The 22,040-nt window shown below is 65.4% G+C and carries 24 protein-coding genes; 18 read left to right on the forward strand and 6 right to left on the reverse strand.

Features of this window, described 5'->3' with window-relative positions; translation table 11 throughout:
• Both FJZ36_11135 and FJZ36_11140 read right to left on the reverse strand, forming a co-directional pair.
• Positions 1-697: M42 family metallopeptidase (locus tag FJZ36_11135; protein ID MBM3215456.1), on the reverse strand; the 697-nt coding region annotated here is incomplete at its 3' end.
• 23 nt (positions 698-720) lie between these two features.
• Complete coding sequence (locus FJZ36_11140) at positions 721-1,398, reverse strand: ThuA domain-containing protein (GenBank protein MBM3215457.1); 678 nt, start codon at positions 1,396-1,398, stop codon at positions 721-723.
• On the opposite strand from FJZ36_11140, the gene FJZ36_11145 reads away from it, so the two are divergent.
• From FJZ36_11145 to FJZ36_11160, 4 genes are all read left to right on the forward strand, one after another.
• Entirely contained in the window at positions 1,381-2,127 is a 747-nt protein-coding gene (locus FJZ36_11145) for a histidine phosphatase family protein (GenBank protein ID MBM3215458.1), read from the forward strand. The genes FJZ36_11140 and FJZ36_11145 overlap by 18 nt on opposite strands.
• A gap of 25 nt (positions 2,128-2,152) precedes the next feature.
• Positions 2,153-2,341: a hypothetical protein gene (locus FJZ36_11150; protein MBM3215459.1), complete on the forward strand. Its 189-nt coding sequence runs from the start codon at positions 2,153-2,155 to the stop codon at positions 2,339-2,341.
• Positions 2,342-2,413: 72 nt separating this feature from the next.
• The gene (locus FJZ36_11155; GenBank protein ID MBM3215460.1) at positions 2,414-2,719 is read left to right on the forward strand and encodes a deiodinase; all 306 of its coding nucleotides are present in this window, start codon (positions 2,414-2,416) and stop codon (positions 2,717-2,719) included.
• Positions 2,720-2,750: 31 nt separating this feature from the next.
• The gene (locus tag FJZ36_11160; GenBank protein MBM3215461.1) at positions 2,751-3,803 is read left to right on the forward strand and encodes a Gfo/Idh/MocA family oxidoreductase; all 1,053 of its coding nucleotides are present in this window, start codon (positions 2,751-2,753) and stop codon (positions 3,801-3,803) included.
• Positions 3,804-3,813: 10 nt separating this feature from the next.
• Here the strand turns inward: FJZ36_11160 and FJZ36_11165 are convergent, their stop codons facing one another.
• The 3 genes from FJZ36_11165 to FJZ36_11175 are packed head-to-tail and all read right to left on the reverse strand — an operon-like array spanning position 3,814 to position 8,136.
• Positions 3,814-4,761: an SDR family oxidoreductase gene (locus tag FJZ36_11165; protein ID MBM3215462.1), complete on the reverse strand. Its 948-nt coding sequence runs from the start codon at positions 4,759-4,761 to the stop codon at positions 3,814-3,816.
• A 4-nt stretch (positions 4,762-4,765) separates the two neighbouring features.
• On the reverse strand, positions 4,766-6,829 hold the full coding sequence (locus FJZ36_11170; GenBank protein MBM3215463.1) for an FAD-binding protein: 2,064 nt from the start codon (positions 6,827-6,829) through the stop codon (positions 4,766-4,768).
• Complete coding sequence (locus FJZ36_11175) at positions 6,811-8,136, reverse strand: carbon-nitrogen hydrolase family protein (protein MBM3215464.1); 1,326 nt, start codon at positions 8,134-8,136, stop codon at positions 6,811-6,813. The genes FJZ36_11170 and FJZ36_11175 overlap by 19 nt, the downstream gene beginning before the upstream one ends.
• 133 nt (positions 8,137-8,269) lie before the next feature.
• Here FJZ36_11175 and dgoD point away from each other — a divergent pair, with 133 nt between their 5' ends.
• Positions 8,270-9,391 (forward strand): galactonate dehydratase, encoded by a 1,122-nt coding sequence (gene dgoD / locus FJZ36_11180; GenBank protein ID MBM3215465.1) that lies wholly within the window; start codon positions 8,270-8,272, stop codon positions 9,389-9,391.
• Between the two features lie 23 nt (positions 9,392-9,414).
• On the opposite strand, the gene FJZ36_11185 is transcribed toward dgoD, so the two are convergent.
• A complete protein-coding gene (locus FJZ36_11185) occupies positions 9,415-10,149 on the reverse strand; it encodes a hypothetical protein (protein MBM3215466.1) in 735 nt (244 codons plus the stop codon).
• 108 nt (positions 10,150-10,257) lie between these two features.
• Here FJZ36_11185 and FJZ36_11190 point away from each other — a divergent pair, with 108 nt between their 5' ends.
• From FJZ36_11190 to FJZ36_11250, 13 genes are all read left to right on the forward strand, one after another.
• Positions 10,258-10,815 (forward strand): MerR family transcriptional regulator, encoded by a 558-nt coding sequence (locus tag FJZ36_11190; GenBank protein ID MBM3215467.1) that lies wholly within the window; start codon positions 10,258-10,260, stop codon positions 10,813-10,815.
• 26 nt (positions 10,816-10,841) lie between these two features.
• Positions 10,842-12,065, forward strand: a complete 1,224-nt coding sequence (locus tag FJZ36_11195) for an IscS subfamily cysteine desulfurase (GenBank protein MBM3215468.1) — start codon at positions 10,842-10,844, stop codon at positions 12,063-12,065.
• Between the two features lie 61 nt (positions 12,066-12,126).
• A complete protein-coding gene (locus FJZ36_11200; protein MBM3215469.1) occupies positions 12,127-12,522 on the forward strand; it encodes an iron-sulfur cluster assembly scaffold protein in 396 nt (131 codons plus the stop codon).
• 93 nt (positions 12,523-12,615) lie between these two features.
• On the forward strand, positions 12,616-12,936 hold the full coding sequence (gene erpA / locus FJZ36_11205) for an iron-sulfur cluster insertion protein ErpA (GenBank protein ID MBM3215470.1): 321 nt from the start codon (positions 12,616-12,618) through the stop codon (positions 12,934-12,936).
• 119 nt (positions 12,937-13,055) lie between these two features.
• On the forward strand, positions 13,056-13,439 hold the full coding sequence (locus FJZ36_11210) for a DUF302 domain-containing protein (GenBank protein MBM3215471.1): 384 nt from the start codon (positions 13,056-13,058) through the stop codon (positions 13,437-13,439).
• Between the two features lie 2 nt (positions 13,440-13,441).
• Positions 13,442-13,726 carry a ferredoxin gene (locus FJZ36_11215; protein MBM3215472.1) on the forward strand — a complete coding sequence of 95 codons (285 nt, stop codon included), beginning with the start codon at positions 13,442-13,444 and terminating at the stop codon, positions 13,724-13,726.
• Positions 13,727-13,737: 11 nt separating this feature from the next.
• The gene (locus tag FJZ36_11220; GenBank protein ID MBM3215473.1) at positions 13,738-14,352 is read left to right on the forward strand and encodes a hypothetical protein; all 615 of its coding nucleotides are present in this window, start codon (positions 13,738-13,740) and stop codon (positions 14,350-14,352) included.
• Complete coding sequence (dnaK, locus tag FJZ36_11225) at positions 14,333-16,231, forward strand: molecular chaperone DnaK (protein ID MBM3215474.1); 1,899 nt, start codon at positions 14,333-14,335, stop codon at positions 16,229-16,231. The genes FJZ36_11220 and dnaK overlap by 20 nt, the downstream gene beginning before the upstream one ends.
• A complete protein-coding gene (locus FJZ36_11230) occupies positions 16,231-17,352 on the forward strand; it encodes an Mrp/NBP35 family ATP-binding protein (protein MBM3215475.1) in 1,122 nt (373 codons plus the stop codon). Before dnaK ends, FJZ36_11230 begins: the two co-directional genes overlap by 1 nt.
• Positions 17,353-17,410: 58 nt before the next feature.
• Positions 17,411-18,826, forward strand: a complete 1,416-nt coding sequence (locus tag FJZ36_11235; GenBank protein MBM3215476.1) for an FAD-binding protein — start codon at positions 17,411-17,413, stop codon at positions 18,824-18,826.
• Complete coding sequence (locus FJZ36_11240) at positions 18,819-20,174, forward strand: FAD-binding oxidoreductase (GenBank protein MBM3215477.1); 1,356 nt, start codon at positions 18,819-18,821, stop codon at positions 20,172-20,174. Before FJZ36_11235 ends, FJZ36_11240 begins: the two co-directional genes overlap by 8 nt.
• Positions 20,175-20,186: 12 nt before the next feature.
• Positions 20,187-20,726 (forward strand): NADH-quinone oxidoreductase subunit B, encoded by a 540-nt coding sequence (locus FJZ36_11245; GenBank protein MBM3215478.1) that lies wholly within the window; start codon positions 20,187-20,189, stop codon positions 20,724-20,726.
• 57 nt (positions 20,727-20,783) lie between these two features.
• Positions 20,784-22,040 (forward strand): pyruvate ferredoxin oxidoreductase (locus tag FJZ36_11250; GenBank protein ID MBM3215479.1); only part of this gene is annotated, 1,257 nt, incomplete at its 3' end.

Genomic DNA, 22,040 nt, shown 5'->3' on the forward strand with positions numbered 1-22,040 from the left:
CATCGACGGCAATTGCCGCGAGCGGCTCGATGCCGAACGCCGACGTGTGGGCTCCGCGCAGCCCAATCTCCTCCTGCACGGTCGAGACGGCGAAGACCGAGGCGTCAAACGTCTTGCCGTCCAGCAACCTGAGCGCCTCAATGCTTACCCAGACGCCGACCTTGTCGTCCATGCCGGGGGCGTGCGCGAGACCGTTTCGGAGTTCACCGAACCCGAGCTCGAAGGTGATCGGATCGCCGATGTTGACGATGCCTGCCGCCTCGTCCTTGGACTTCGCCCCGATATCGACCCACAGGTCGTGCATCTCGGGAACCTTGCCCCGCTCATCGCCCGTCAAGACGTGAATCGCCTTCCGCGCGATCACTCCCTGCACGGGTCCGCCCTTCGTCCATACGGACACGCGCTGACCCAGAAGCACGGCGACATCGTGACCCCCGATCCCGCGAAACGAGATGAACCCCTTGTCGTCGATGTGCTGCGTGATGAACCCGATCTGATCGACGTGACCCGCGAACATGATGCGCGGAGCGCCCGAGGCGTTCAGTGACGCGATGACGTTCCCATGCACGTCCGTACGCACATCGTCGGCGAACTCGCTGGCGTAGGCGCGCACGACGGCTTGGGCGGGCTGTTCGTACCCGCTGGGGCTGGGAGCCTTGAGGATGTCCTGTAGGAACCTGAGCGACGCTCTTCTCACGGATTGCCCTTTCGAGGCGTGGGTTATTCGGCGCGGGCGACCCAGCGAATCCCTTGTGCTAGAACGCGGCGGAACTCCGGCGTCCGGTAGGCGCGGTTGTCGTGTCCGCTCTGGAAGCAAAACACGCGCGACGCACCGTATTCGTGGACCCAGCCAACCGCCGGCATGCTCAGCGGATGACCCGTGGTGAGAATGACGTGGGCGTCTGGCTGCGACTCGATCGTGTAGGTCTCGTCGGTCATCTCCCAGTCTTCGACGCCGGCGACGATCGGATGCTGCGGGTCCTCGACATGAACGCGCACGCGCTGCCCGGGATGGTACCCGAACTTGCGATTCGGCGCTCGACAGATGCGCCCGAACTCGTCCCAATCGAGATACGCGAGGATGCCGTGATGCAGCAGGACGATCCCCTGTCCTCGCCGCGTCATCGCCAGCAGCGCGCCGGATGTCTCCTCGCTGGGCGTGCCCTGATGGAAGTTGTAGAACACGGCTGCGTCGAAGTCGGCGGCGTTGGGATCCGCGACGAGGTCGAAGAGATCACGCCAGGTCCAGTCGATGCCGCCCATGCTGTCGAACGCCGCCGCCAGTCGATCCGCCTCGAAGTCGTGTTCGCCGGTCACGACGGCGATTCGCAGGTTCTCGCCGCTCATTGAGGTCCTCCGTGAGGTCGAAGCGTCGGCACGATGGCGCATGGAACCCATGTCGCGCGCCTCCTTGCGCTCCGCGACATCCTAAGCAATGATGCGCTTCGGCTCAACAGGAATCATCCTTTGGACATCTACCTCATCCGACATGGTCAATCGACCGAGAACCGAGGCGACGCTCCGGTCATCTACCCGCCGCTGACCGACCTGGGACGCGAGCAGGCACGATGCGCAGCGCGAGCTCTGCAGGGCATCGGCATCGACAGGCTCTACTGTAGCCCGATGCGTCGGAACCTGCTGACGGCTGCGATCATCGGGTCGGCGTTGCGACTGGCTCCGCACGTCCTCGTCGAGCTCTGCGAGTACGGCGGAATCTGGTCCCGGGTCGAGGACGGCGAGCCCGTCCAGCGAACCGGCATGTCGCGCGCGCAGATCCTCGACGAATGCCGCGACGCCGTCCTGCCGGACGCTGTCACGGATCGCGGTTGGTGGTTCCACCACTTCTCGGGAGACGACGACGCCCTCGCATCGTTTTCACGCCGCAACGCCCTCGCCGTCTGGCAGGCACTTCGTCGGCACGGCGAGAGTGAGCGGATCGCCGTGGTCGGGCATGGCAGATCGGGCTCGGTGCTGATCAGCACGCTGTTCGGCATACCGACGGATCGCGGCTACGCACGATTCGGCGAGCACAACTGCGCGATCAGCCACATCGCCATCACGCGGGAGCAGACGCGGCTCGTCTATCTGAACCGAACCGACCATCTGTCGCCCGACATGGTCACCTGATCGTCGCTCGATCCTGGAGGAGCAGATGAACGCAACGGTCCAGACGTTGGCGGGGGCTCGCGAGTGGCAGCGCGTCCACGAGCTCCACGCGCCCAAGGTCGGCGAGCCCGCGCCCGACTTCGAGCTTTCCGAACCGGACGGAACCCAGCCGGTTCGGCTCTCGGCGCTCTGCCCAACACGGCCCGTAGCGCTCGTGTTCGGCAGCTTCACGTGACCGCCGTTCGTCCAGTCGGCCGGGAGCCTACACGACCTCTATGAAGCCTTTTCGGATCGGCTCCACTTCCTGGTGATCTACATCCGAGAGGCGCACCCCATCGACGGATGGGACATCGGCAGCGAGCAGCGGATCCGCGACCCGCAGACCATCGAGGAGCGCCGATCCGTCGCGCGTTCCTGCGAAGCCGCCCTGCGCTACGGCATCCGTACGTACGTCGACGAGATGGACGATGCGGTCATGACCGCCTACGCCGCTTGGCCCGAGCGGCTCTACCTGATCGACACGAACGGACGGGTCGCCTATGCAGGCGGGCCCGGACCCTACGAGTTCCACCCGAACGAGCTCCGCACGGCAATCGAACGGCTGATCGCCTAGCGGCGCTCACGTCTTCTCTTAGGAGCGAACGATGTCTGCCAGTGCAGCGCTCCCGATCGGCGTCGGCATCATCGGTCTCGGCAGAGCCGGCTGGAGCCTTCACGCCCTCACGCTCGAATCCATGTCGGAACAATACCGAGTCGCCGCCGTATGCGATCCAGAGGAATCCCGGCGGGCGGAAGCCAAGGCGCGCTTCGGCTGCGCCGCGTACACCGAAGTCGGCGACCTCGTCAACGATCCGAATGTCGAGCTGGTCGTCGTCGCATCTCCGAGCCATCTGCACGCGCCCTACGCCATCGCCGCGATGAAAGCCGGCAAGGACGCGCTCGTCGAGAAGCCCTTCGCCACGAGCCTGGTGGACGTCGACGCGATGATCCGCATCGGGCAGCAGACGGGGCGGATCGTGACGGCGAGTCAGAACTATCGCTACGGACCCGACTTCATGAAGGTTCGTGAGGTGGTGGAGTCCGGGGCGCTGGGAACCGTGCTCTTTGCGCGTTTCGCGTGGCACGGATTCAGCCGCCGGTGGGATTGGCAGACGCTCAAGGAGTACGGCGGCGGCTCGCTCAACAACAGCGCCTCCCACGCCGTCGATCAGGCTCTGCTGCTGCTTGGCGACGTCGAGCCGCACGTCGCTTGCCAGATGGTCAGCACGCCGCTGTCGTCCGGCGACGCGGAGGACCACGTCAAGATCACGCTATCCGCGCCGGGATCCCCGTGGATCGACATCGAGATATCGAGCGCCGTCGCCTATGGGCAGGACCGCTGGCTGGTCGCCGGAACCCAGGGAGGACTCACGGGAACCACGAGTCGGATTCGCTGGAAGTACATCGACATCTCGACGCTGCCGCCCCGTCCCGTGTCCCGTGTTCCAACGCCCGACCGCAGCTACAACCGCGAGGAACTGACCTGGACGGAAGAGACTTACGACTGCGCGTCGGAGCCCTTCCGGTCGAGCAACGAGCGTCTCTACGCCGACCTGTACCGCACGATCCGCGATGGGGTTCCCTTAGCGATCGCGCCGGAGAGCGTCCGCCGCCAGATCGCGGTTCTGGAGAAATGCCGCGAGCTCGCGTCGGTCTGAGCGATGCGCGTCAGAGCGCGTTGCGCCGCCAACCGGCGGTCGCGTCGATGTTCGCCCCGTGGTTGATGTGGACGTCCACCAGGTTCGCCACGAGAGCGTTCGCGACATCCCGCGCCGACAGCATCGAGCCCACGTGGCTTTCACGAGCCATGATGGGCTCGTATTTCGCGCGCACGTTCACGGTCGCCGCCGTGTCCGCGATGGAGACGTTCATATTGAACGCCATGATCGACGGCGCGTAGGCGGCGCTGATGTTGCCGGTGAGCTCCATCCCGGCGGCTTTGGACACGCAGTAGGCAGCCCTTCCCGGCGACGGCGTTCCACTGCCGGAGATCGACCCCACGTAGGCGATCCGCAGTCGGATGCCGTGGGCGTCTGGATCGGGCAGGCTCGGAGCGCTCAAGAGCCCTCGCACGAGTTCGGCGTAGGCTCGGCAGTTGCCGTCGAAGCAGTAGGCGTAGTCGTCCGCACTGACATCCCCGATCCGCTCCCGGCGCACCTGAACCGACGGCGAGTAGATGACGGCGCGGATCGGCACGCCCAGGTCCCGAACGAACGGCACGACCGACGCGACGTCCGACACGTCCAGCGGCAGCATCCGCGACCGCGACGAACCGAAGTGGCTCCGAAGCATCAGCTCGAGCTGCCGGGCTTCCACCTCGCTGCCGCGATAGGTCCCGATGACATCCCATCCTCGGCTCGCAAGCGCGAGCGCCGCCATCCTGCCCACGCCAAAACCGTAGGCGTCGCTGTGTGATCGTTCGTCATCGCCGTCGCCGGGCTCGACGCCGTCAGGCAGCCGCTTGGCGGCAGCGCCCACGACGAGTGCCACGTTGCCGGCGCCGCCCGCACCTAGTTGCCGGAACAGGTCGGGATAGCGCGCGTACTCGGCGGTGCGAAACACGGCTCCGCTGGAGCGATAGGCGGCGACACCATCATCCGTCAACTGGAATGGCATTGTCCTACGCCTTCCGAATTCCTCGCACCCAAGGCACGTACCGGTTCATCTCGCGCTCGAACTGGAAGTCGAGCTCCGGAAGCGGACGGCGCGGACGAGTCCATGACCGGAACCGTCCGTCTTCGCCGAACTCCGTGAGGAGCACGCGCTCGCTCCATGACTCGTCTTCGGGACGCCATCGCCATGCGTCGCCCAGTTCCGTGAGCAGCGGTTCGCCGGACTCGTCCAGCACCAGGTAGGAACCGCGACTGCCGCCGCCGTGATCTCGGTAGTGCGCAATCGCCTCGAGGTAGGCAGCATGGGCGAACGCGAACGACCGGACCACGAAGGCGTCCGGTAGCTCCGACGCCGATGCGACCGTCGCGCGTTCACACTGAGCGATCTCGGCGTAGGCATCGGTCAGCGCGTCGTGGATGCCGGGACCGCGAACGTGCGCACCGACTCGTGTCATGCGCTCGCGGATGCGATCCCGGATGGATGCGACCGTCGCGGCTCCGTTCCGTCGGGTGAGTCGCGAGGAAAGCTCGCGGAACTTCGCGACGACGGCGGCTGCCGCGCTGTCGAAGTCGTCGCCGGATCGGGCTGATTCGGGCTCGCCGAACGCGATGCGTTCCGCCGCCATGATCGCGAACGACTGCCCGGCGTTGAGCGCCGATCCCCCAGGGCGGTAGACCCCGTGGTGTCCGGCGACTTCGCCGATGGCGAACAGCCGACGGGTGTTGGTCGACTCGCCGTTGGCGTCGGTTTCCAGCCCACCATTGTTGTGCTGGGCGCAGACCCGCACTTCGAGCGGCTCCGTCGCGAGATCGATCCCTTTACTCGCGTAGAGCGCGACTGCCTGCGGATTCATGTGAGCGAGTCGCGACAGCGGCGTGGGCAGTTCCAGCGCGCCGGCGCGATCTAGGTACGATCGGGCTTCATCGGAGAGTGCGCCGGTGTTGAAGGCATCCATCGTGCCGGTGGATCGCGGGTTCTCTCGGAAGTCCAAGAAGACGCGCCGTCGCTCGATCTCCGTCTCGCGGTAGACTAGCACGTCGATCAGCGACGACCCGGACAGCCGCGCCGCGTCAAAGGGCCACTGATACCCCTTGAGGAACGTCGTCGAGGCGAGGGCTCCCATGGACCCGAAGTGCGGGTTCAGGAACTCGCGCTCGTCCGAGCCGTCGGCGGCGGCGCTGAAGTAGCGCGGGATCGCCTGCTGATAGGTGCCCGACACGTTCCAGCGGAATCTCACAGACGCCAGCCCGTGCTGCGATTCGGTCAGGTTCGCGGCGCGCGTTCCGGCTTCGAGCGCGACGCCGATGCCCCCGTTGTGGCACGTCGGATAGACCGAGCTCCGGTAGAGCCCGCCGGGACCTCCTACCGCCAGGACGACGTTCGACGCGCGAAAGAGCCGGAACCCGAAGTCGGGCGACTCCGGGGAGGACGTGTCCATGGCGAGCAGACCGCAGCAGCAGACGTCGTGAACGACCAGCGCCAGGAGCAGATGGCGGTCGAACACGGGAACCCCGCGCGTCTGCACTTCGCCGATGAGGGCTTCGACCATGTCGCGCGACGTGAGCGGACCCGTCGAGGTCCCTCGCGGGTGCGGCGAATGGTCGGTCACATACCCACCGTACCCGCCGAGAACGTCATGCGGGAACGGCACACCGAGCTCCGCCAGCCCGTAGAACGCCCGGGCGGACAGGTTCCCCTGAACTGTGGCGATGTCGCCGTCCAGCGATCCTCCGGCATAGAGCTGCTCCGCCATGCTGCGAGGCGAGTCCCCGGTTTCGCGTGCGACGCCCCACGTGTAGAACGTCTGCTTGTCGGAACCGGTGTTGTAGGAGGTGCTGTTGCGCAGGTCTTCCGTAAGGATGGCGATCCGGCGGCTCGGCTGCGACTTGAGGTTCCGCGACAGCGCGACGGCGCACCGCAAGCCCGCCGCTCCCGCCCCGACGACGACGGTATCCACATCGTAGACGGGCACCGAAGCCGCTCCTGCGGCAAGTGAACCCGTCGGCTGGGGTCGGTTCTCGTGGCTGTGATGCGTCGACCACGGAATCGTCTTCACGAGCCCGGCTCGAATGCGAGGTGCGACTGCGTCAACACGGAGTACGTCTCCGGCATGCGGTCATGTCGCCCTGTCGCGCGCCATCGACCGACCCAGGGAAGCCTCTCGCGGGCGTCGAGATCGACGTCCGCCCAGAAGACGCCTTCCTTGCCATCGTTCGTCGCGACGATGCGACCGACCTGGTCGATCACCATGCTGCTGCCGTCGTAGACCGCCGGAACCATCACGACGCCGTTGTCGCGCGCCCGTACGCGGAACACGGTCTCGCCTTCGACGCGTCCGTCTTCGTCGCGGAAGGTCGTGCCCCATGTCGGCGCGAGGATCACCTCGGCTCCCTGTAGCGTGAAGATCGCGTGCGGTTCCGGGAAGAACCAGTCGTAGCATATCTGCATCGCGACGACCCCGAAATCCGTTCGGAACACCGGATACGAGTCGCCCGGCGTGATCCCCTGACGCCACTCGTCGCGCGGCAGATGCACTTTCCGGTAGGTTCCCGCCAGTTCGCCGTCGCGGTCGAGTAAGACCGCCGTGTTGTAGAGCACGTCGCCGACGGCTTCGAGCAGTCCTGCGACGACCCACATCCGGTTCCGCCGCGCGGCTTCTCCGAGCGCCTGCGTCGATGGACCCGGAATCGGCTCAGCGGAACCGGCGAACCCATGCGACGTGCCGACCATCGTGATCGCCTCGGACAGGCAGAGGATGTCCACGCGATCCGCGCCGGCGGCATCGACGAGTTGGCAGAAGAGCTCCAGATTCTTCACCTTGTCGCTGTTGCGCGGGCGCAGGTAGGACGTCCCGATGCGCACCATTCGCGGAGCCGGCGCATCGGCGGGCAGCATCGACACGCTGCGCCAGGTGACCGACCCTTCGCCGAGCCACTTGTGGTCGAGCGATAGCTCAGCGCCGTCGGCGTCCGCAGGCGCGACGACGGTTCCCTCGAACCGCGCGTCGCCCCCATGGAGGATGGGCCCGCGCGCCAGGTCGCCGCCGTGGTTCAGTCGTCGCCCATCCTTGGTCCAAGCGACCCGAAGAATGATCGACCGCTCGGGATCGTTGACGCCGCTCACGGACAGCTCGGCTTTCACGGCGTACGCCTCGCCCGCGCCGACGCCGTGGATCGACTGGAACACGCCGCCCACCGACCAGGGCGTTCCGTCCGGTGCGACGCGCAGCCCGGCAGGCGTCCACGAAACGTTGCACGACGCGCGCTGCCATTCGGGCGTCCACACGCGCCATCCGTCGGGCAGCGCGTCCGCGCCTTCTTGATGCCCACCGCCCTGAAACCCACCGTTGACGACCAACTCGATACCGTCTCGCGGCATGGACAACCCCTATCGTGGGAGCGGACTTCGCCGGTAGAGTGCCGCTCTGCGGGCTTCGGCGCAACCGCCGCGTGACGCTCGACAGCCGCGCCGCCATCGGGTAGGCTTCTCGCCGCCGACTCGGGCCCGCTCCATGCCGAAAGGACTCGCCGTGAAGATCACGTCCGTCGAGACGTTCCTGGTCAAGCCGCGATGGCTGTTCCTGAAGATCCACACCGACGAGGGGATCGTCGGGCTCGGGGAACCGATCCTGGAAGGCAGAGCCCTGACGTGCGCCCAGGCGGTCGACGAGCTCGCGCAGTACCTGATCGGCAAAGACCCGACGCGAGTCGCCCACCACTGGCAGGCGATGTACCGCCACGCCTTCTATCGCGGCGGGCCCATCCTCACGAGCGCGCTGAGCGGCGTCGAGCAGGCGCTGTGGGACATCACCGGCAAGGCGCTCGGAGTGCCCGTCTACAAGCTCTTCGGCGGACCCACGCGCGACCGAATCCGCCTCTACCGTGGAGCCGGATCGCCGGACAACATCCGCGAGGGCATCCGCCAAGGATTCACGGCGTTCAAGACGGGCGTCTCCGGCGGACGACCGGCGCGCATCGTCGAGACGCGCGCATTCGTCAACCGCGCCGTCGAGTCGTTCGCCGCGCTGCGAGAAGCCGCAGGGGACGAGGTCGATATCGCCATCGATTTCCACGGCGCGATCAGCCCGCAGACGGCGAAGATGCTCATCAAGGGGCTGGAGCCCTATCAGCCGATGTTCGTCGAGGAGCCGTGCCAGTGCCAGAACGTCGATGTGCTCGCCGAGATCGCTCACGGAACCCATCTGCCCATTGCCACCGGCGAGCGCGTCTTCACGAAGTGGGGCTTCCGCGAAATCCTCGAGAAGCAGGCGGCGGCGATCCTCCAGCCCGACCTGTGCCACGCGGGAGGCATCAACGAGGTGCGCATCATCGCCGGCATGGCTGAGGCGAGTTACGCCGGAATCGCGCCGCACAACCCGCTGGGACCCATCTCACTGGCGGCGTGCATCCAGCTCGACGCCTCCATCCCCAACTTCATCGCGCAGGAGCACACGACGCTCGGAGCCGGCTACCTGAAAGAGCCCTTCGCGTTCCGCGATGGGTTCGTCGATCTACCGACGGCTCCCGGGCTGGGCATCGAGCTCGACGACGATGCGATGGAGGACAAGATCGACCACGACTGGCGGAACCCGGAGACATACCACCCCGACGACGGTTCCGTCGTGGATTGGTAGCGAGTCCCGATTGCGGTGTGGGGTCAGGATGTCGAGTTGGGCTCGACAGACGGCGTATCGGGCGGCTGCTCCTGCGACTCGTGCTCCAGCACGATCAGCAGTCTACCCATCCTGAGCCGCAGCACCCACTGGTAGAGGTGCGCCAGCAGCGCCACCTGAGCGTTCGTCGGCATACCGGACTGCCTCAGCGTGGCGATGACGCGTTCGGCGGTCACGCCGATCCTCCGAGCGCGTTCGAGCGTCATGTCGTCGTCGGCCACGCCTGATGCGACGCTCAGGAACTCCCACAGCTCGTCTTCGATTTCGACGGTGTAGCTCCGCGCCGTCGCGCGGTGCGCCTTCTTGCCCGCGTCGACCCAGAACGTGTTCGACTTCCAGTTGAGCCCGAACATCAGTGCGTCGAGCAGGGCATCGCGTAGCGTCTGGTCTTCGCCAGACAGCACTTCCTCCGCGATGCTGGCGGCGTCCGACGCCGCGCTCAGTCCGCGCGCCCATTCGTAGTCCTTGATCTCTTCGAGCGCGTCGATGTTCTCCGTCAACAGGCGCAGCAGACCTCCGCTCGTTGCCAGCATCGCCGCCGTCTCGTCGGAAGCAGGCGAGCCCAGCGTTCGGCGGACGAAGTAGTCGAGCACGTGCATCTGCTGCCGCCAGCGCCACGCCACGTCCGGCGTCACCTCGCGGACGTGCATCGCCAGCGGAATCAGCAGGTGCTCGCGGATCTGAGTCAGAGCGGCGGCGACGGCTTCGGTTCGCTCCATGGGGTTCCTCGGGGCGAGTATGCCCGACCGCCGTTTGCCGGACAACGATGCAGGAACCGTCTGCGGGCACTTGACCCTTACGTAAGGGTAGAGTACAATACGTTGCGGATGGAGAAGCCGCCCATGACACTGACGATCGACGACACGGACGCAGCCGACTCGACCCATCTCATGCAGATCGGCGAAGTCGCGCGCCGGGCGGATGTCACCGTCCGAACGGTGCGCTACTACGAAGAGATGGGCATGATCGAGCCGGCGATGAGAACCGAAGGCGGGTTCCGACTCTACAACCGCTCCGTCCTTCGGCGACTGCAGCTCATCGCATCGCTTCGGGCGCTCGACTTCCCGCTCAAGGATATCCAAGAGCTGCTGTCGATCCGCCAGGACAGCCACATCGGAACCGTCGCTGCGAACAAGCTGCTGCGAGTTCTCCGGATTCAGCTCGAACGGACCACGGAGCGCATCCGACAGTACGAAGCGATCCGCCGCGATATCGAGCAGGCGATGAGCCTCACTGCCGAGTGCACCGGATGCCATCAGGAGCTATCGGCGGAGCCCTGCAAGACGTGCGGCTACGTCCGGGAATACGCGAAGTCGACTGAAACCGGGGGCCCGGCGACACGGCACGAGGAGTCGTTGCCCATCGCGTTCCAGGCGATGCTGTGACACCACGAGAAGGAATCCAGTCCGCGATGAAACTGCCCATCTACATGGATCACCAGGCGACGACGCCGCTGGATCCCCGCGTGCTCGATGCGATGATGCCATACCTGACCCACGAGTTCGGCAACGCGGCAAGCCGAAACCATAGCTGGGGCTGGCATGCAGAACAGGCGGTCGACCTCGCGCGCCAGCAGCTCGCCGATGTCCTCAACTGCACGCCGGATGAGGTCGTCTTCACCAGCGGCGCGACCGAATCGGACAACATGGCGGTCAAGGGCATCGCCTGGGCGTATCAGGACAAGGGCAACCACATCATCACGACCCAGACGGAGCACAAGGCGATCCTCGACACCTGCAAAGTCCTCGAAAAGCAGGGGTTCCAGGTGACGTACCTGCCCGTAGACCGCTACGGCATGGTGAGCCCGGAGGACGTCCACGACGCGATCACCGATCAGACGATCCTCATCTCGGTCATCTGGGCGAACAACGAGATCGGCACGCTGAATCCCATCGCGGAGATCGGGTCCATCGCCCAAGAGGCGGGCGTCCTGTTCCACACCGACGGCGTTCAGGCGTTCGCCAAGTACGACAGCGACGTGGACAGACTCAACGTCGATCTGATGTCCATCTCGGGTCACAAGATTTATGGACCCAAGGGCGTCGGGGCGCTCTACGTTCGCAAGAAGCGCCCCCGCATCAAGCTGACGCCGCTCATGGACGGCGGCGGGCACGAGAAGAAGATGCGCTCCGGCACGCTGAACGTCCCTGGCATCGTGGGTCTCGGCAAGGCGGCATCGATCTACCTCATGGAACGCGACGCCGAACACGAGCGCGTCGGCGGTTTGCGCGACCGGCTTCACGAGCGGATCACCACCGATCTCGACTTCGTCTATCTGAACGGACACCCGACGGAGCGTCTCTACTCGAACCTCAATCTCAGCTTCGAGTTCGTCGAGGGCGAGTCGCTCCTGATGGGCATGAAAAACGTCGGGCTTTCGTCCGGTTCCGCCTGCACGTCCGCGTCGCTGGAATCGTCGTACGTGCTCGTGGCGACGGGCATCGACGAGGGTTTGGCTCATACGTCCATCCGGTTCGGACTCGGGCGAGGCAACACCGCCGAGGAGGTCGAGTTCACGGCGGATCACATCGTGGCGACGGTGAAGCGCCTGCGAGAGCTGTCGCCTCTCTACGAGATGAAGCTCCAGGGAATCGACATCTCGAAGATCGAGTGGGCGGAGGACGCGCACCACTAGGTCACCGCCCGCGTCGTCGAGTGGCGGCATCGTCTCGGTGAAGGTCTTAGGAGAATCGTTCATGGCGTACAATCCGAAGGTGATCGAGTATTACGAGAACCCCCGGAACATGGGGACGATTGCGAACGCGGACGGCGTTGGTCTGGTCGGCGCGCCGGCATGCGGCGACGTGATGAAGCTCACGATCCGCATCGGCAAGGACCAGGACGGCAACGAAGTGATCGAAGACGCCAAGTTCAAGACCTTCGGATGTGGAGCCGCGATCGCCACGTCGTCGATGGCGACCGAGATGATCAAGGGGCGTCGGATCGAAGAGGCGATGAAGCTGACGAACCGCGACGTCGCCAATGCCCTCGGTGGCTTGCCACCGGTCAAGATGCACTGCAGCGTGCTGGCGGAAGAGGCGCTGAAGGCGGCGATCGTCGACTACCGCAAGCGCACCGAGTCGAACGGCTAACGACGCTTGACCTCTCGAAGGATCGTGGGCGACCATACGACCAGGCGCACCGGCTGGAAGCGTTCGCGCTCCTAAGCACAGAAGGAACAGTAGATGATCACGGTAACCGATGCGGCTGCCAGCAAGGTTCTGGAACTCCTCGAGAGCGAGGGGTACGAGGGGTACGGCTTGCGGGTCCAGGTCGTCGGTGGCGGATGCTCGGGCATGCAGTACCGGCTCGGCTTCGACGAGCAGCGCGACGGCGACAAGATCGTCGAACACAACGGGCTCAAGGTCTTTACCGACCTGAAGAGCGCCCTCTACCTCGCCGGATCGAGCATCGACTACGTCGAGGGCTTGATGGGCGCTGGATTCAAGATCAACAACCCGAACGCCCGATCCACCTGCGGCTGCGGCGAGTCCTTCCAGGTCTAGCGTTCCCATACGGAGACTTCGCACCACAGCCAGCGGAGCTCCGCGCGGCGTGTTGCCGCTGTGCCCTGTTTGCGAGCCGATTCCAGAGCATTTCACATCGACGTCGGAAGGTCAGAATCATGTCCTACTACTTCGCCAAGAAGGTCCAGACTTCATACGACGACACGATCCCGCGGGTCACGGAGGCGCTCCAGAAAGAGGGCTTCGGCGTTCTGACCCAGATCGACGTCAAGGCGACGCTCAAGAAGAAGCTGGACGCTGACTTTCGCCCTTACATCATCCTCGGCGCGTGTAATCCGCCCTTCGCCCACAAGGCGCTGCTGTCCGAAGACAAGATCGGCTTGATGCTCCCCTGCAACGTGGTCGTTCAGGAAATCGACGATGGCGTCGAGGTTTCCGCCATCGACCCCGTCGCCTCGATGATGGCGATCGACAACAAGGAGCTCGGCGAGGTGGCGACGGTCGTCCGCGAGAAGCTCCGCAAGGTCGTGGAGAGCCTCTAGGCATCGCGAAGAGGGGATTCGTGGGCGACACGGTACGCGTCCGCATACTCCGCAAGAAGTGCATCGCCGCCAGCCTGTGCGTCGAGGCCGCCCCACACGTGTTCGATCTCGACGACGAGCGGATCGCGGTTCTGCTGTCCCCGCCGACGCGGCTCGCTGGCGAGTCGGACGGATCCGATCTTGGGCTGTTCGAAGACGAGGACGCCATCTGGCAGGCGGCAGAGGATTGCCCGGTCGATGCCATCCTGATCGAAGACCCGGACACGGGCGAGCAGCTCTACCCCTAGCAGGCGGTTCCATGGCGGCTACCGATTACTTCGAGCTCTTCGACCTGCCGAGAAGCCTCCTCATCGACGCCGACACGCTGCAACGCCGGTTCCACGACCTGAGCCGCAAGTTCCACCCCGACCTGCACGAAGCCGCGATTCCAGCGATCCGGGCTCGGCTCGAACGCCAGAGCATGGTGCTCAACGAAGCCTATCGGACGCTGCGAGAACCGAAATCGCGGCTCGACTATCTGATCCATCTCGAGATCGGCGCCGACCCATCCTCGGCGGGAAGCTCCGTGCCCCTGGACCTGTTCGACCTCGTCGACCAGACCCATGACCTGCTGGCGGAAGCGGCTGCGGCGCAGGGCGCTCTGCCGGACGAGCTCCGCCAGCGCGTGACGACGCTTCGTGACGAGGTGCGCGCCGCGCAAGAGGCGCGATGGACCGAGATCCATCGGATCGCCGGGGAGTGGGACGCCAACGAGCAGTCCTTCGCCTACGCCGAGGTGGATGCCGACACCTACGGACAACGACGGCAAAACCTGTTGTCGCAGCTTCGGAAGCTCCAGTCGGAACTGCCCTACATCGACCGGATGATGTCGAACCTGTCGGCAGTCGCAGACGGTGGGTCCCACGACGCATGAGGAACGCCACGTGCCACGCATCGTCGGAATAGACCTCGGAACGACGAACTCCGTGCTCGCGGTCATGGAGCATGGGGCACCCAGCGTCGTGCGCATCGACGGGCAGTCGGTCGTGCCGTCCGTGGTCGGCTACGGCGACGGCAGCCCCATCGCCGGCAGGGCTGCGAGGAACCGGTCCGCGCTCAACCCCGCTAGCACCGTGCGTTCCGTCAAGCGGCTCATGGGACGGAGGCGACGCGAAGCCACGGACGAGGAAGCGCATCTGCCATACGCCCTCGTCGGGGAGCCCGACGAGCTCGTCCGCATTCGCATCGGCGATAGCAGCTTGACGCCGTCGCAGGTCTCCGCCGAAGTGCTGCGCTTCATCAAGTCGGCGGGCGAGCGTGTCCTCGGCGAACCGATCACCGATGCCGTCATCACGGTTCCCGCCTACTTCAACGACACGCAGCGACAGGCGACCAAAGCCGCCGGCAGGATCGCCGGGCTCAAGGTGCGGCGGATCGTCAGCGAGCCGACCGCAGCCGCCCTGGCATACGGTCTGGACGATCCGGCGCTCGACGCCCGCGTCGCCGTCTACGACCTCGGCGGCGGAACGTTCGACGTGTCGATCCTGTCGATCAAGGATGGCGTCTTCGAGGTGCTCGCCACGAACGGGAACACCCGTCTCGGAGGCGACGACTTCGACACGCGCATCGTCGAGTGGGCTCTGGGCGAGATTCGACGACAGAAGGGCGTCACGCTCTCGGAGGACCCGGTCGCTCTCCAACGGCTGCGCATAGCCTCCGAAGAAGCCAAATGCCAACTGTCGTCGGCTCTGTCGGCGACGATCCGCCTCCCATTCGTGGGGAGCCCGGGGTCGGAGCCGGTGAACGTCGAGCTCGAGCTGACGCGCGACCGGTTCGAGACGCTCATCGCCGATCTCGTCGCCGCGACGCGCCGCCCGTGCCGGAAGGCTCTCTCGGACGCCGGGCTCAGCCCATCCGACATCGATGACGTGCTTCTCGTCGGCGGCTCGACGCGCATCCCGGCGGTTCGTCAGTGCGTCCGCGATGCCTTCGACCAAGAGCCGAACACCTCGATCAACCCGGACGAAGCGGTCGCGCTCGGAGCGGCGATCCAAGCCGGAATTCTGGAACGCGCCGTCGAGAACGTGCTGCTCCTGGATGTCACGCCGCTCTCTCTCGGCATCGAGACCTATGGCGGCGTCATGTCCGTGCTGATCCCTCGCAACACGACCATTCCGACGTCCAAATCCGAGCTCTTCTCGACCTTCGTCGATGACCAGACGGTCGTAGACATCCACGTCGTGCAGGGCGAGCGGGAGCTCGTCCGTGACAACCGAACGCTGGCTCGGTTCCAGTTGACCGGCATTCCGCCGATGCCCAAGGGCGTTCCCCAGATCGACGTCGCCTTCGACCTCGACGCGAACGGCATTCTGAACGTCCGCGCCAGCGAACGCCTGAGCCGACAGGAAGTGTCCGTCGAAGTGGCGTCGAGCGGCGATTTGACCGAGGAGCAAGTGAACCGCCTCGTGCAGGAATCGCTCGCGCACGCCGAAGAGGACGTCTCCCAGCGCATGCTCATCGAAGCGCGCGTCGAGGCGCGCGGGATACTGGACGCCACCTGGAAAGCACTCGCTCAGTACGGAAACCTGATCGACGTCGGCGAGCGCGACCGGATCAAGCACGCTGCCGAGGCGCTGGAAGACGCGTCGGAGTCTACGGATACTCATGCCATCCGCGATTTGATCGATAAGCTGAACAAGGAGACGCTCCACCTGGCGGATGTCATGGTGGCGGCAGTCGTCAGACAGGAGCTCCCGCGCTCCGGCGGCGAGCCCCCAAGCGCCTCGAACCCGACCGGACGAGTGGAGTCCTGATGCCGATCTTCAAACGACAATCCGCCCCGACCGTCGGCTCCAGCGAGGTCACCGAATCCCAAGTTCTCGCCGCGCTGGGCACCGTGCAGGACCCGGACCTGCACAAGGACCTGGTCACGCTCGGAATGATCCGCAACCTCGAGATCGCCGACGGCGTGGTTCGCTTCGCCGTCGTCTTGACGACGCCGGCATGCCCTCTGAAAGAGCGGATCCACAACGATTGCGTCGCGGCGGTCAAGGGGATCGCGGGCGTCCGAGACGTGGAGGTGACGATGACTTCGAGCACGGCTCGCGATTCGGCGCTGGGGAGTCAAGCCCTGCTGCCAGGCGTGCGGAACATCGTCGCCGTCGCCAGCGGCAAAGGGGGAGTCGGCAAATCGACCGTCGCCGTGAACCTCGCAGTCGCCCTGGCGCAGAGCGGCGCCGCTGTCGGTCTCCTCGACGCCGACATCTACGGACCGTCGATTCCGCTGATGCTCGGCGTCCAATCGCAGCCGGATGTCACCGCCGAGCGCAAGATCGTGCCCCTTGTCGCCCACGGCGTGAAGCTCATGTCAATCGGCTTTCTGCTGCCCGACCCGGACACGGCGATGGTCTGGCGAGGTCCGATGGTCCACAGCGCTCTGCGCAACTTCCTGCAGGACGTCGATTGGGGCGAGCTCGACTATCTCGTCGTCGATATGCCCCCGGGAACCGGCGACGCGCACCTGACCCTCACGCAGAGCATCCCGCTGACGGGCGCGGTCATCGTGACGACGCCGCAAGATGTCGCCCTGGCGGACGCGCGCAAGGGCGTCACGATGTTCCGCAAGACGAACGCGCCGATCCTCGGCATCGTCGAGAACATGAGCTACTTCATTGCCCCGGATACGGGCACGCGATACGATATCTTCCGGTCCGGCGGAGGCAAGGCGGCAGCGGCTCAGCTCGGAGTTCCGCTGCTGGCGGAAATACCCATCGACCCGTCGATCTGCGAAGGCGGCGACGCCGGCGTGCCGGCGGCATCTGGCGAGAGCCGGTCGCCTCAGCGTGAAGCCTTCATGGAACTCGCGCGAGTCGTCGCGCAGAAGGTATCGATCCAGAACCTATCGCAGGAACTGACCGTCATCGAGTCCAACTGATTCCAGCTTGGGCGGAGGCATGCGGGTGATGCACGGCGTTGCAGCCGAGCGCGTGCAGATGGACGTCGCCAAGGCAGCGCGGGACCTCGGCGCCATTGTCGGCGCGAAGAACGTCCTCTCCGACCGCACCGCGATGATGACCTACGAGTGCGACGGAGCCTCGCTCTACAAATCTCCGCCGCATGTCGTCGTGTTCCCTTCATCGGCTGAGGAAGTCTCGGAGATCGTCCGCTACGCCAATCGCGAATCCCTGCCGTTCATCGCGCGAGGCGGCGGCACCGGGCTCAGCGGCGGATGCCTCAGCTCGCGCGGCGGGATCATGATCGCGCTGAACCGGATGGATCGCATCCTCGACCTCGACATCGCCAACCAGCGCGCCGTCGTCGAACCGGGCGTTGTCAACCTGTGGCTCACCCATGCCGCGACGCCGCACGGCTATCACTACGCCCCAGACCCCTCCAGCCAGAAGGCTTGCACCATCGGCGGGAATGTCGCCGAGAACTCCGGCGGACCGCACACGCTCAAGTACGGCGTCACGGTGAACCACGTGACGGGCGTCGAGTTCGTGATGCCCGACGGCGAAATCGTGGAGTTGGGCGGCAAGGCGGAGGACGGCGTGGGCTACGACCTGCGCGGGCTGGTCACCGGTTCCGAAGGCACGCTCGGCATCGCGACGAAGTGCGTCGTCAAGCTGACGCGGAACCCTCAGGCGTTCAAGACGCTTCTCGCCGTCTACGAGTCCGTGGACAACGCGTCCGAGGCGGTCTCCGATATCATCGGGCACGGGATCATCCCTGCCGCGTTGGAGATGATGGATCAACTCGTCATCCAAGCGGTCGAAGGGGCGTTCCACTTCGGCTTCCCAGAGGACGCCGCCGCCGTGCTCATCGTCGAGCTCGACGGCATCCAAGCGGGAATGGATCGGCGCGCCGAGGAGATCGAGACGATCTGCCGGAGTCACCACGCGCGCGAAGTGCGCATCGCTCGCGACGCCGAAGAGCGAGACGCGCTCTGGAGGTCGCGCAAGCAGGCGTTCGGCGCACTCGGTCGCATCGGCACGAGCTTCCTGACGCAGGACGGCGTCGTGCCGCGAACGCGCCTGCCGGAGCTGCTCCGCTTCGTCGGAGAAGTGAGCCGCAAGTACGGGCTTCGCATCGCCAACGTGTTCCACGCAGGCGACGGCAATATCCACCCGATCATCCTCTTCGACGAGCGCGACCCGAAGCAGTGCGAGGATGTCCTTCTCGCCAGCGGAGAGATTCTCGCCCGATGCGTCGAAGTCGGGGGAACCATCACGGGCGAGCACGGCGTCGGCGTCGAGAAGATCGAGTTCATGCCGCTGATGTTCACGCCGGCGGACCTCGAGTTCATGCAGAACATCAAGGCGGTGTTCGATCCAGAAGGTCTGTGCAACCCCGACAAGATCTTCCCTGGCAAGGTTCCCTCGGAACCTGGAGCCCGAACCGATGCTTGACCGCATCGACGCGCTCCACTCCCGTTTCGCAAACATCCTCGGCAACGAACACGCATCTATCGCCCAGTCCGGCATCCCAGACATCGGTGTGCTCCATCCGGTGGTGGTGATCACACCGTCCAGCGTCGAACAGGTGTCCGATGTGCTCCGGGCAGCGACCGACGAACGAGCATCGGTCGTCCCCTGCGGGAACGGCAGCGCGCTGAGTATCGGGAACCTGGACGGTTCCGCCGAGGTGCTGCTCTCGCTCCGAGAGCTGAACCGGACGATCGATTACGAATCGAACGACCTGACCGCCGTTGCCGAGGCGGGCAAGCCCATCGCGGCGCTGCAGCAGGAGATCGCCCCGTCGCGTCAGTTCCTCGCTCTGGACCCCGCGAGGCAGGACATGGCGACAGTCGGCGGGGTCATCGCCACCAACGACAGCGGTCCGCTGCGCCGCATGTATGGAACGCCGCGAGACCTCACCCTGGGCGTCAAAGCGGTACTCGCCGACGGAACCGTCGTCAAGGGCGGCGGGCGGGTCGTGAAGACCGTAGCGGGCTACGACACGGTTCGTCTGCTGGTGGGGTCGCTCGGGACGCTCGCCGTGGTCGTCGAGGCCGCCTTCCGGCTGCATCCGGTGCCGGAGCGGCGAGCGGCGACGCTGGCAACATTCGCCGACTGGGCTTCGGCGCGCGCCGGCGCGGATGGCATCGTCCACTCCGAACTCCACCCCACATTCCTGGAGATGTTGAACCTGGGCGACGATGTCTGGGGGGAGTACGGGACTCGATCCCATGCGCCGTCCGTGCTCGCGTGCTTCGCCGGAACCCAGGAGGAAGCCGACTACCAGGTGGAACGCGCGTCGGAGCTCCTGAGAGGCTCCAACGCCGCCGATGTTGCGCAGTATGCCGACGAGGGAGCGGACTTCTGGCAGGAGCTCCTCCAGGCCACGTTGTCCGCCTGGCGCTCCGAGAGCGAGTCCGTCGTGTGCCGGGTGAGCGTGCCGATCGTGCAAGTTCAGCAGGCGATCGAGACCGGCTCGCGCCTTGCCGCTGCGCGCGATCTTGGCGTACAATACCTAGCGCATTACGCGAACGGGAGCGTCATGTGCCGGTTTCGTCTGCCGACTCCAGAAGCGGCAAGCCCTGCCAGTGACGCCGTCGACAGCCTGCGAACGGAGCTGTTGCCTGTTGGCGGACGCGTCGTCGTCGAGAACGCGCCAGTAGGCGTCAAGCGCCAGCTCGACGTATGGGGCCCGCCAACCGGTCCGGTGGCATGGATGCGACGGCTGAAAGACCGCATGGATCCCCACCATTTGTTGAACCGAGGACGGTTTCTGCCCGCACTCGATTCGCCTGCCTGAGAGGACCAGCCGATGTCTGAGAAGTCCGGGACGTTCGACTTCATCACGACCTCCGTTGACCGGTTGATCAAGTGGGGGCGAGGCAACTCCCTCTGGCCCATGCCGTTCGGCACGGCTTGTTGCGCCATCGAGATGATGGCGACGTTGGCGACGAAGTACGATCTGGCGCGATTCGGCGCAGAAGCGATCCGATTCTCTCCACGACAATCCGATCTGCTCATTGTCTCCGGGCGTATCTCGATCAAGATGATGCCCGTCCTCAAGCGCATCTACGACCAGATGCCGGATCCCAAGTGGGTCATCTCGATGGGAGCCTGCGCGTCCAGCGGGGGCGTGTTCGACACCTACACGCTGGTTCAGGGCGTCGATCAGTTCATTCCTGTGGACGTGTACGTACCGGGATGCCCGCCGCGACCCGAAGACCTGATCGACGCGGTTCGCTACGTGCAGCACATGATTCAAGTCGGCGAAGAGCCACGGAGCCTTCGGACTCGCCCGCTGGAGATCGAGCCCGTCGGCGGCGTCCCGCCGTTGGCGTCCTCATCGGCGTAGATTGGCGCGATCCGGCTCGACCTCGCCTCGTGAGCGTATCTGAAAGGCGTAGTTCGTATGGAACACCCGAAACCGGCTGCGGCGGATGTGCGGTACCCAGGGATACCCACCACGGCAGACGGATCCGAATCCGTCGTCTGGGTCGAGACACACATCACACAGGCTGCGTGCGCCTACCCGATCACGTCGTCCTCCAAGATGGGCGAAGGCTACAATTACTACGTCGCCAACGGGATGAAGAACCTTTGGGATGAAACCCTCCTCTTCATCGAACCCGAATCGGAGCACAGCGCGGCGACCGCCTGCGAAGGCTTCGCCCTCGCCGGCGGACGGGTGACGACGTTCACGTCGGGACAAGGACTCGTCCTGATGAAGGAGGTCCTTTACACGATCTCCGGCAAGCGATTGCCGGTCGTCTTCCACATCGGAGCGCGCGCGCTCACGTCGCAGAGCCTCAACGTCCACGCCGGCCACGATGACGTGATGGCGGTCGCCGACTGCGGCTGGGCGATGCTCTTCGCCAAGAACGCGCAGGAAGCGGGCGACCTCGCCGCCATCTGCCGACGCGCTGCCGAGTCGTCCGACACGCCGTTCATGAACATCCAGGACGGGTTCCTAACGACCCACACGGTCGAGTCTTTCCTGCAGCCGGAACCCGAGCTCCTGCGCGAGTATATCGGGAGCCCCAGCGACCGGCTTCGCAACTTCTTCGACCCGTCGAAGCCCATCATGACCGGCGTCGTTCAGAATCAAGACAGCTACATGAAGGGCAAGATCGCCCAGCGCGCTTACTACGATGCGGTTCCAGCCGCTATCCAGTCGGCGATGGATGAGTGGGCGAAGCGGACCGGCAGACCGTATTCGTTCATCGAGCAGTACCGCATGGAAGACGCAGAATACGCCATCGTCGGCATGGGCGGCATGATGGAAACGGCGATGGTGACCGCCGATTACCTGCGCGAGCGCGGGCACCGAGTCGGCGTCGTCCATGTGACCGTCTTCCGGCCGTTCCCGGGCCCGCAGCTTGTCGAGGCGCTGAAGGACGTGAAGGCGTTCAGCGTCATCGAGCGGATGGACAACCCGCTGGCGCAGTCGAACCCGTTGACGGCGGAGATCAAGGCGGCGTTCGCCGACGCGGTCTCCGGTGCCGACGGGTATCCGGCGATCACGTCGATCCCAGCGGTCTATTCCGGCGCCGCCGGACTGGGCAGCCGCGACGTCCGTCCCGGGGACTTCATCGCCGTCTACGAGAATATGGTCGATGAGAATGGCAAGCGCTTCTTCGTGCTGGGCGTCAAGCACGACCTGGCTCTG

This window comes from Candidatus Poribacteria bacterium (genome assembly GCA_016866785.1).
Lineage (GTDB): Bacteria > Poribacteria > WGA-4E.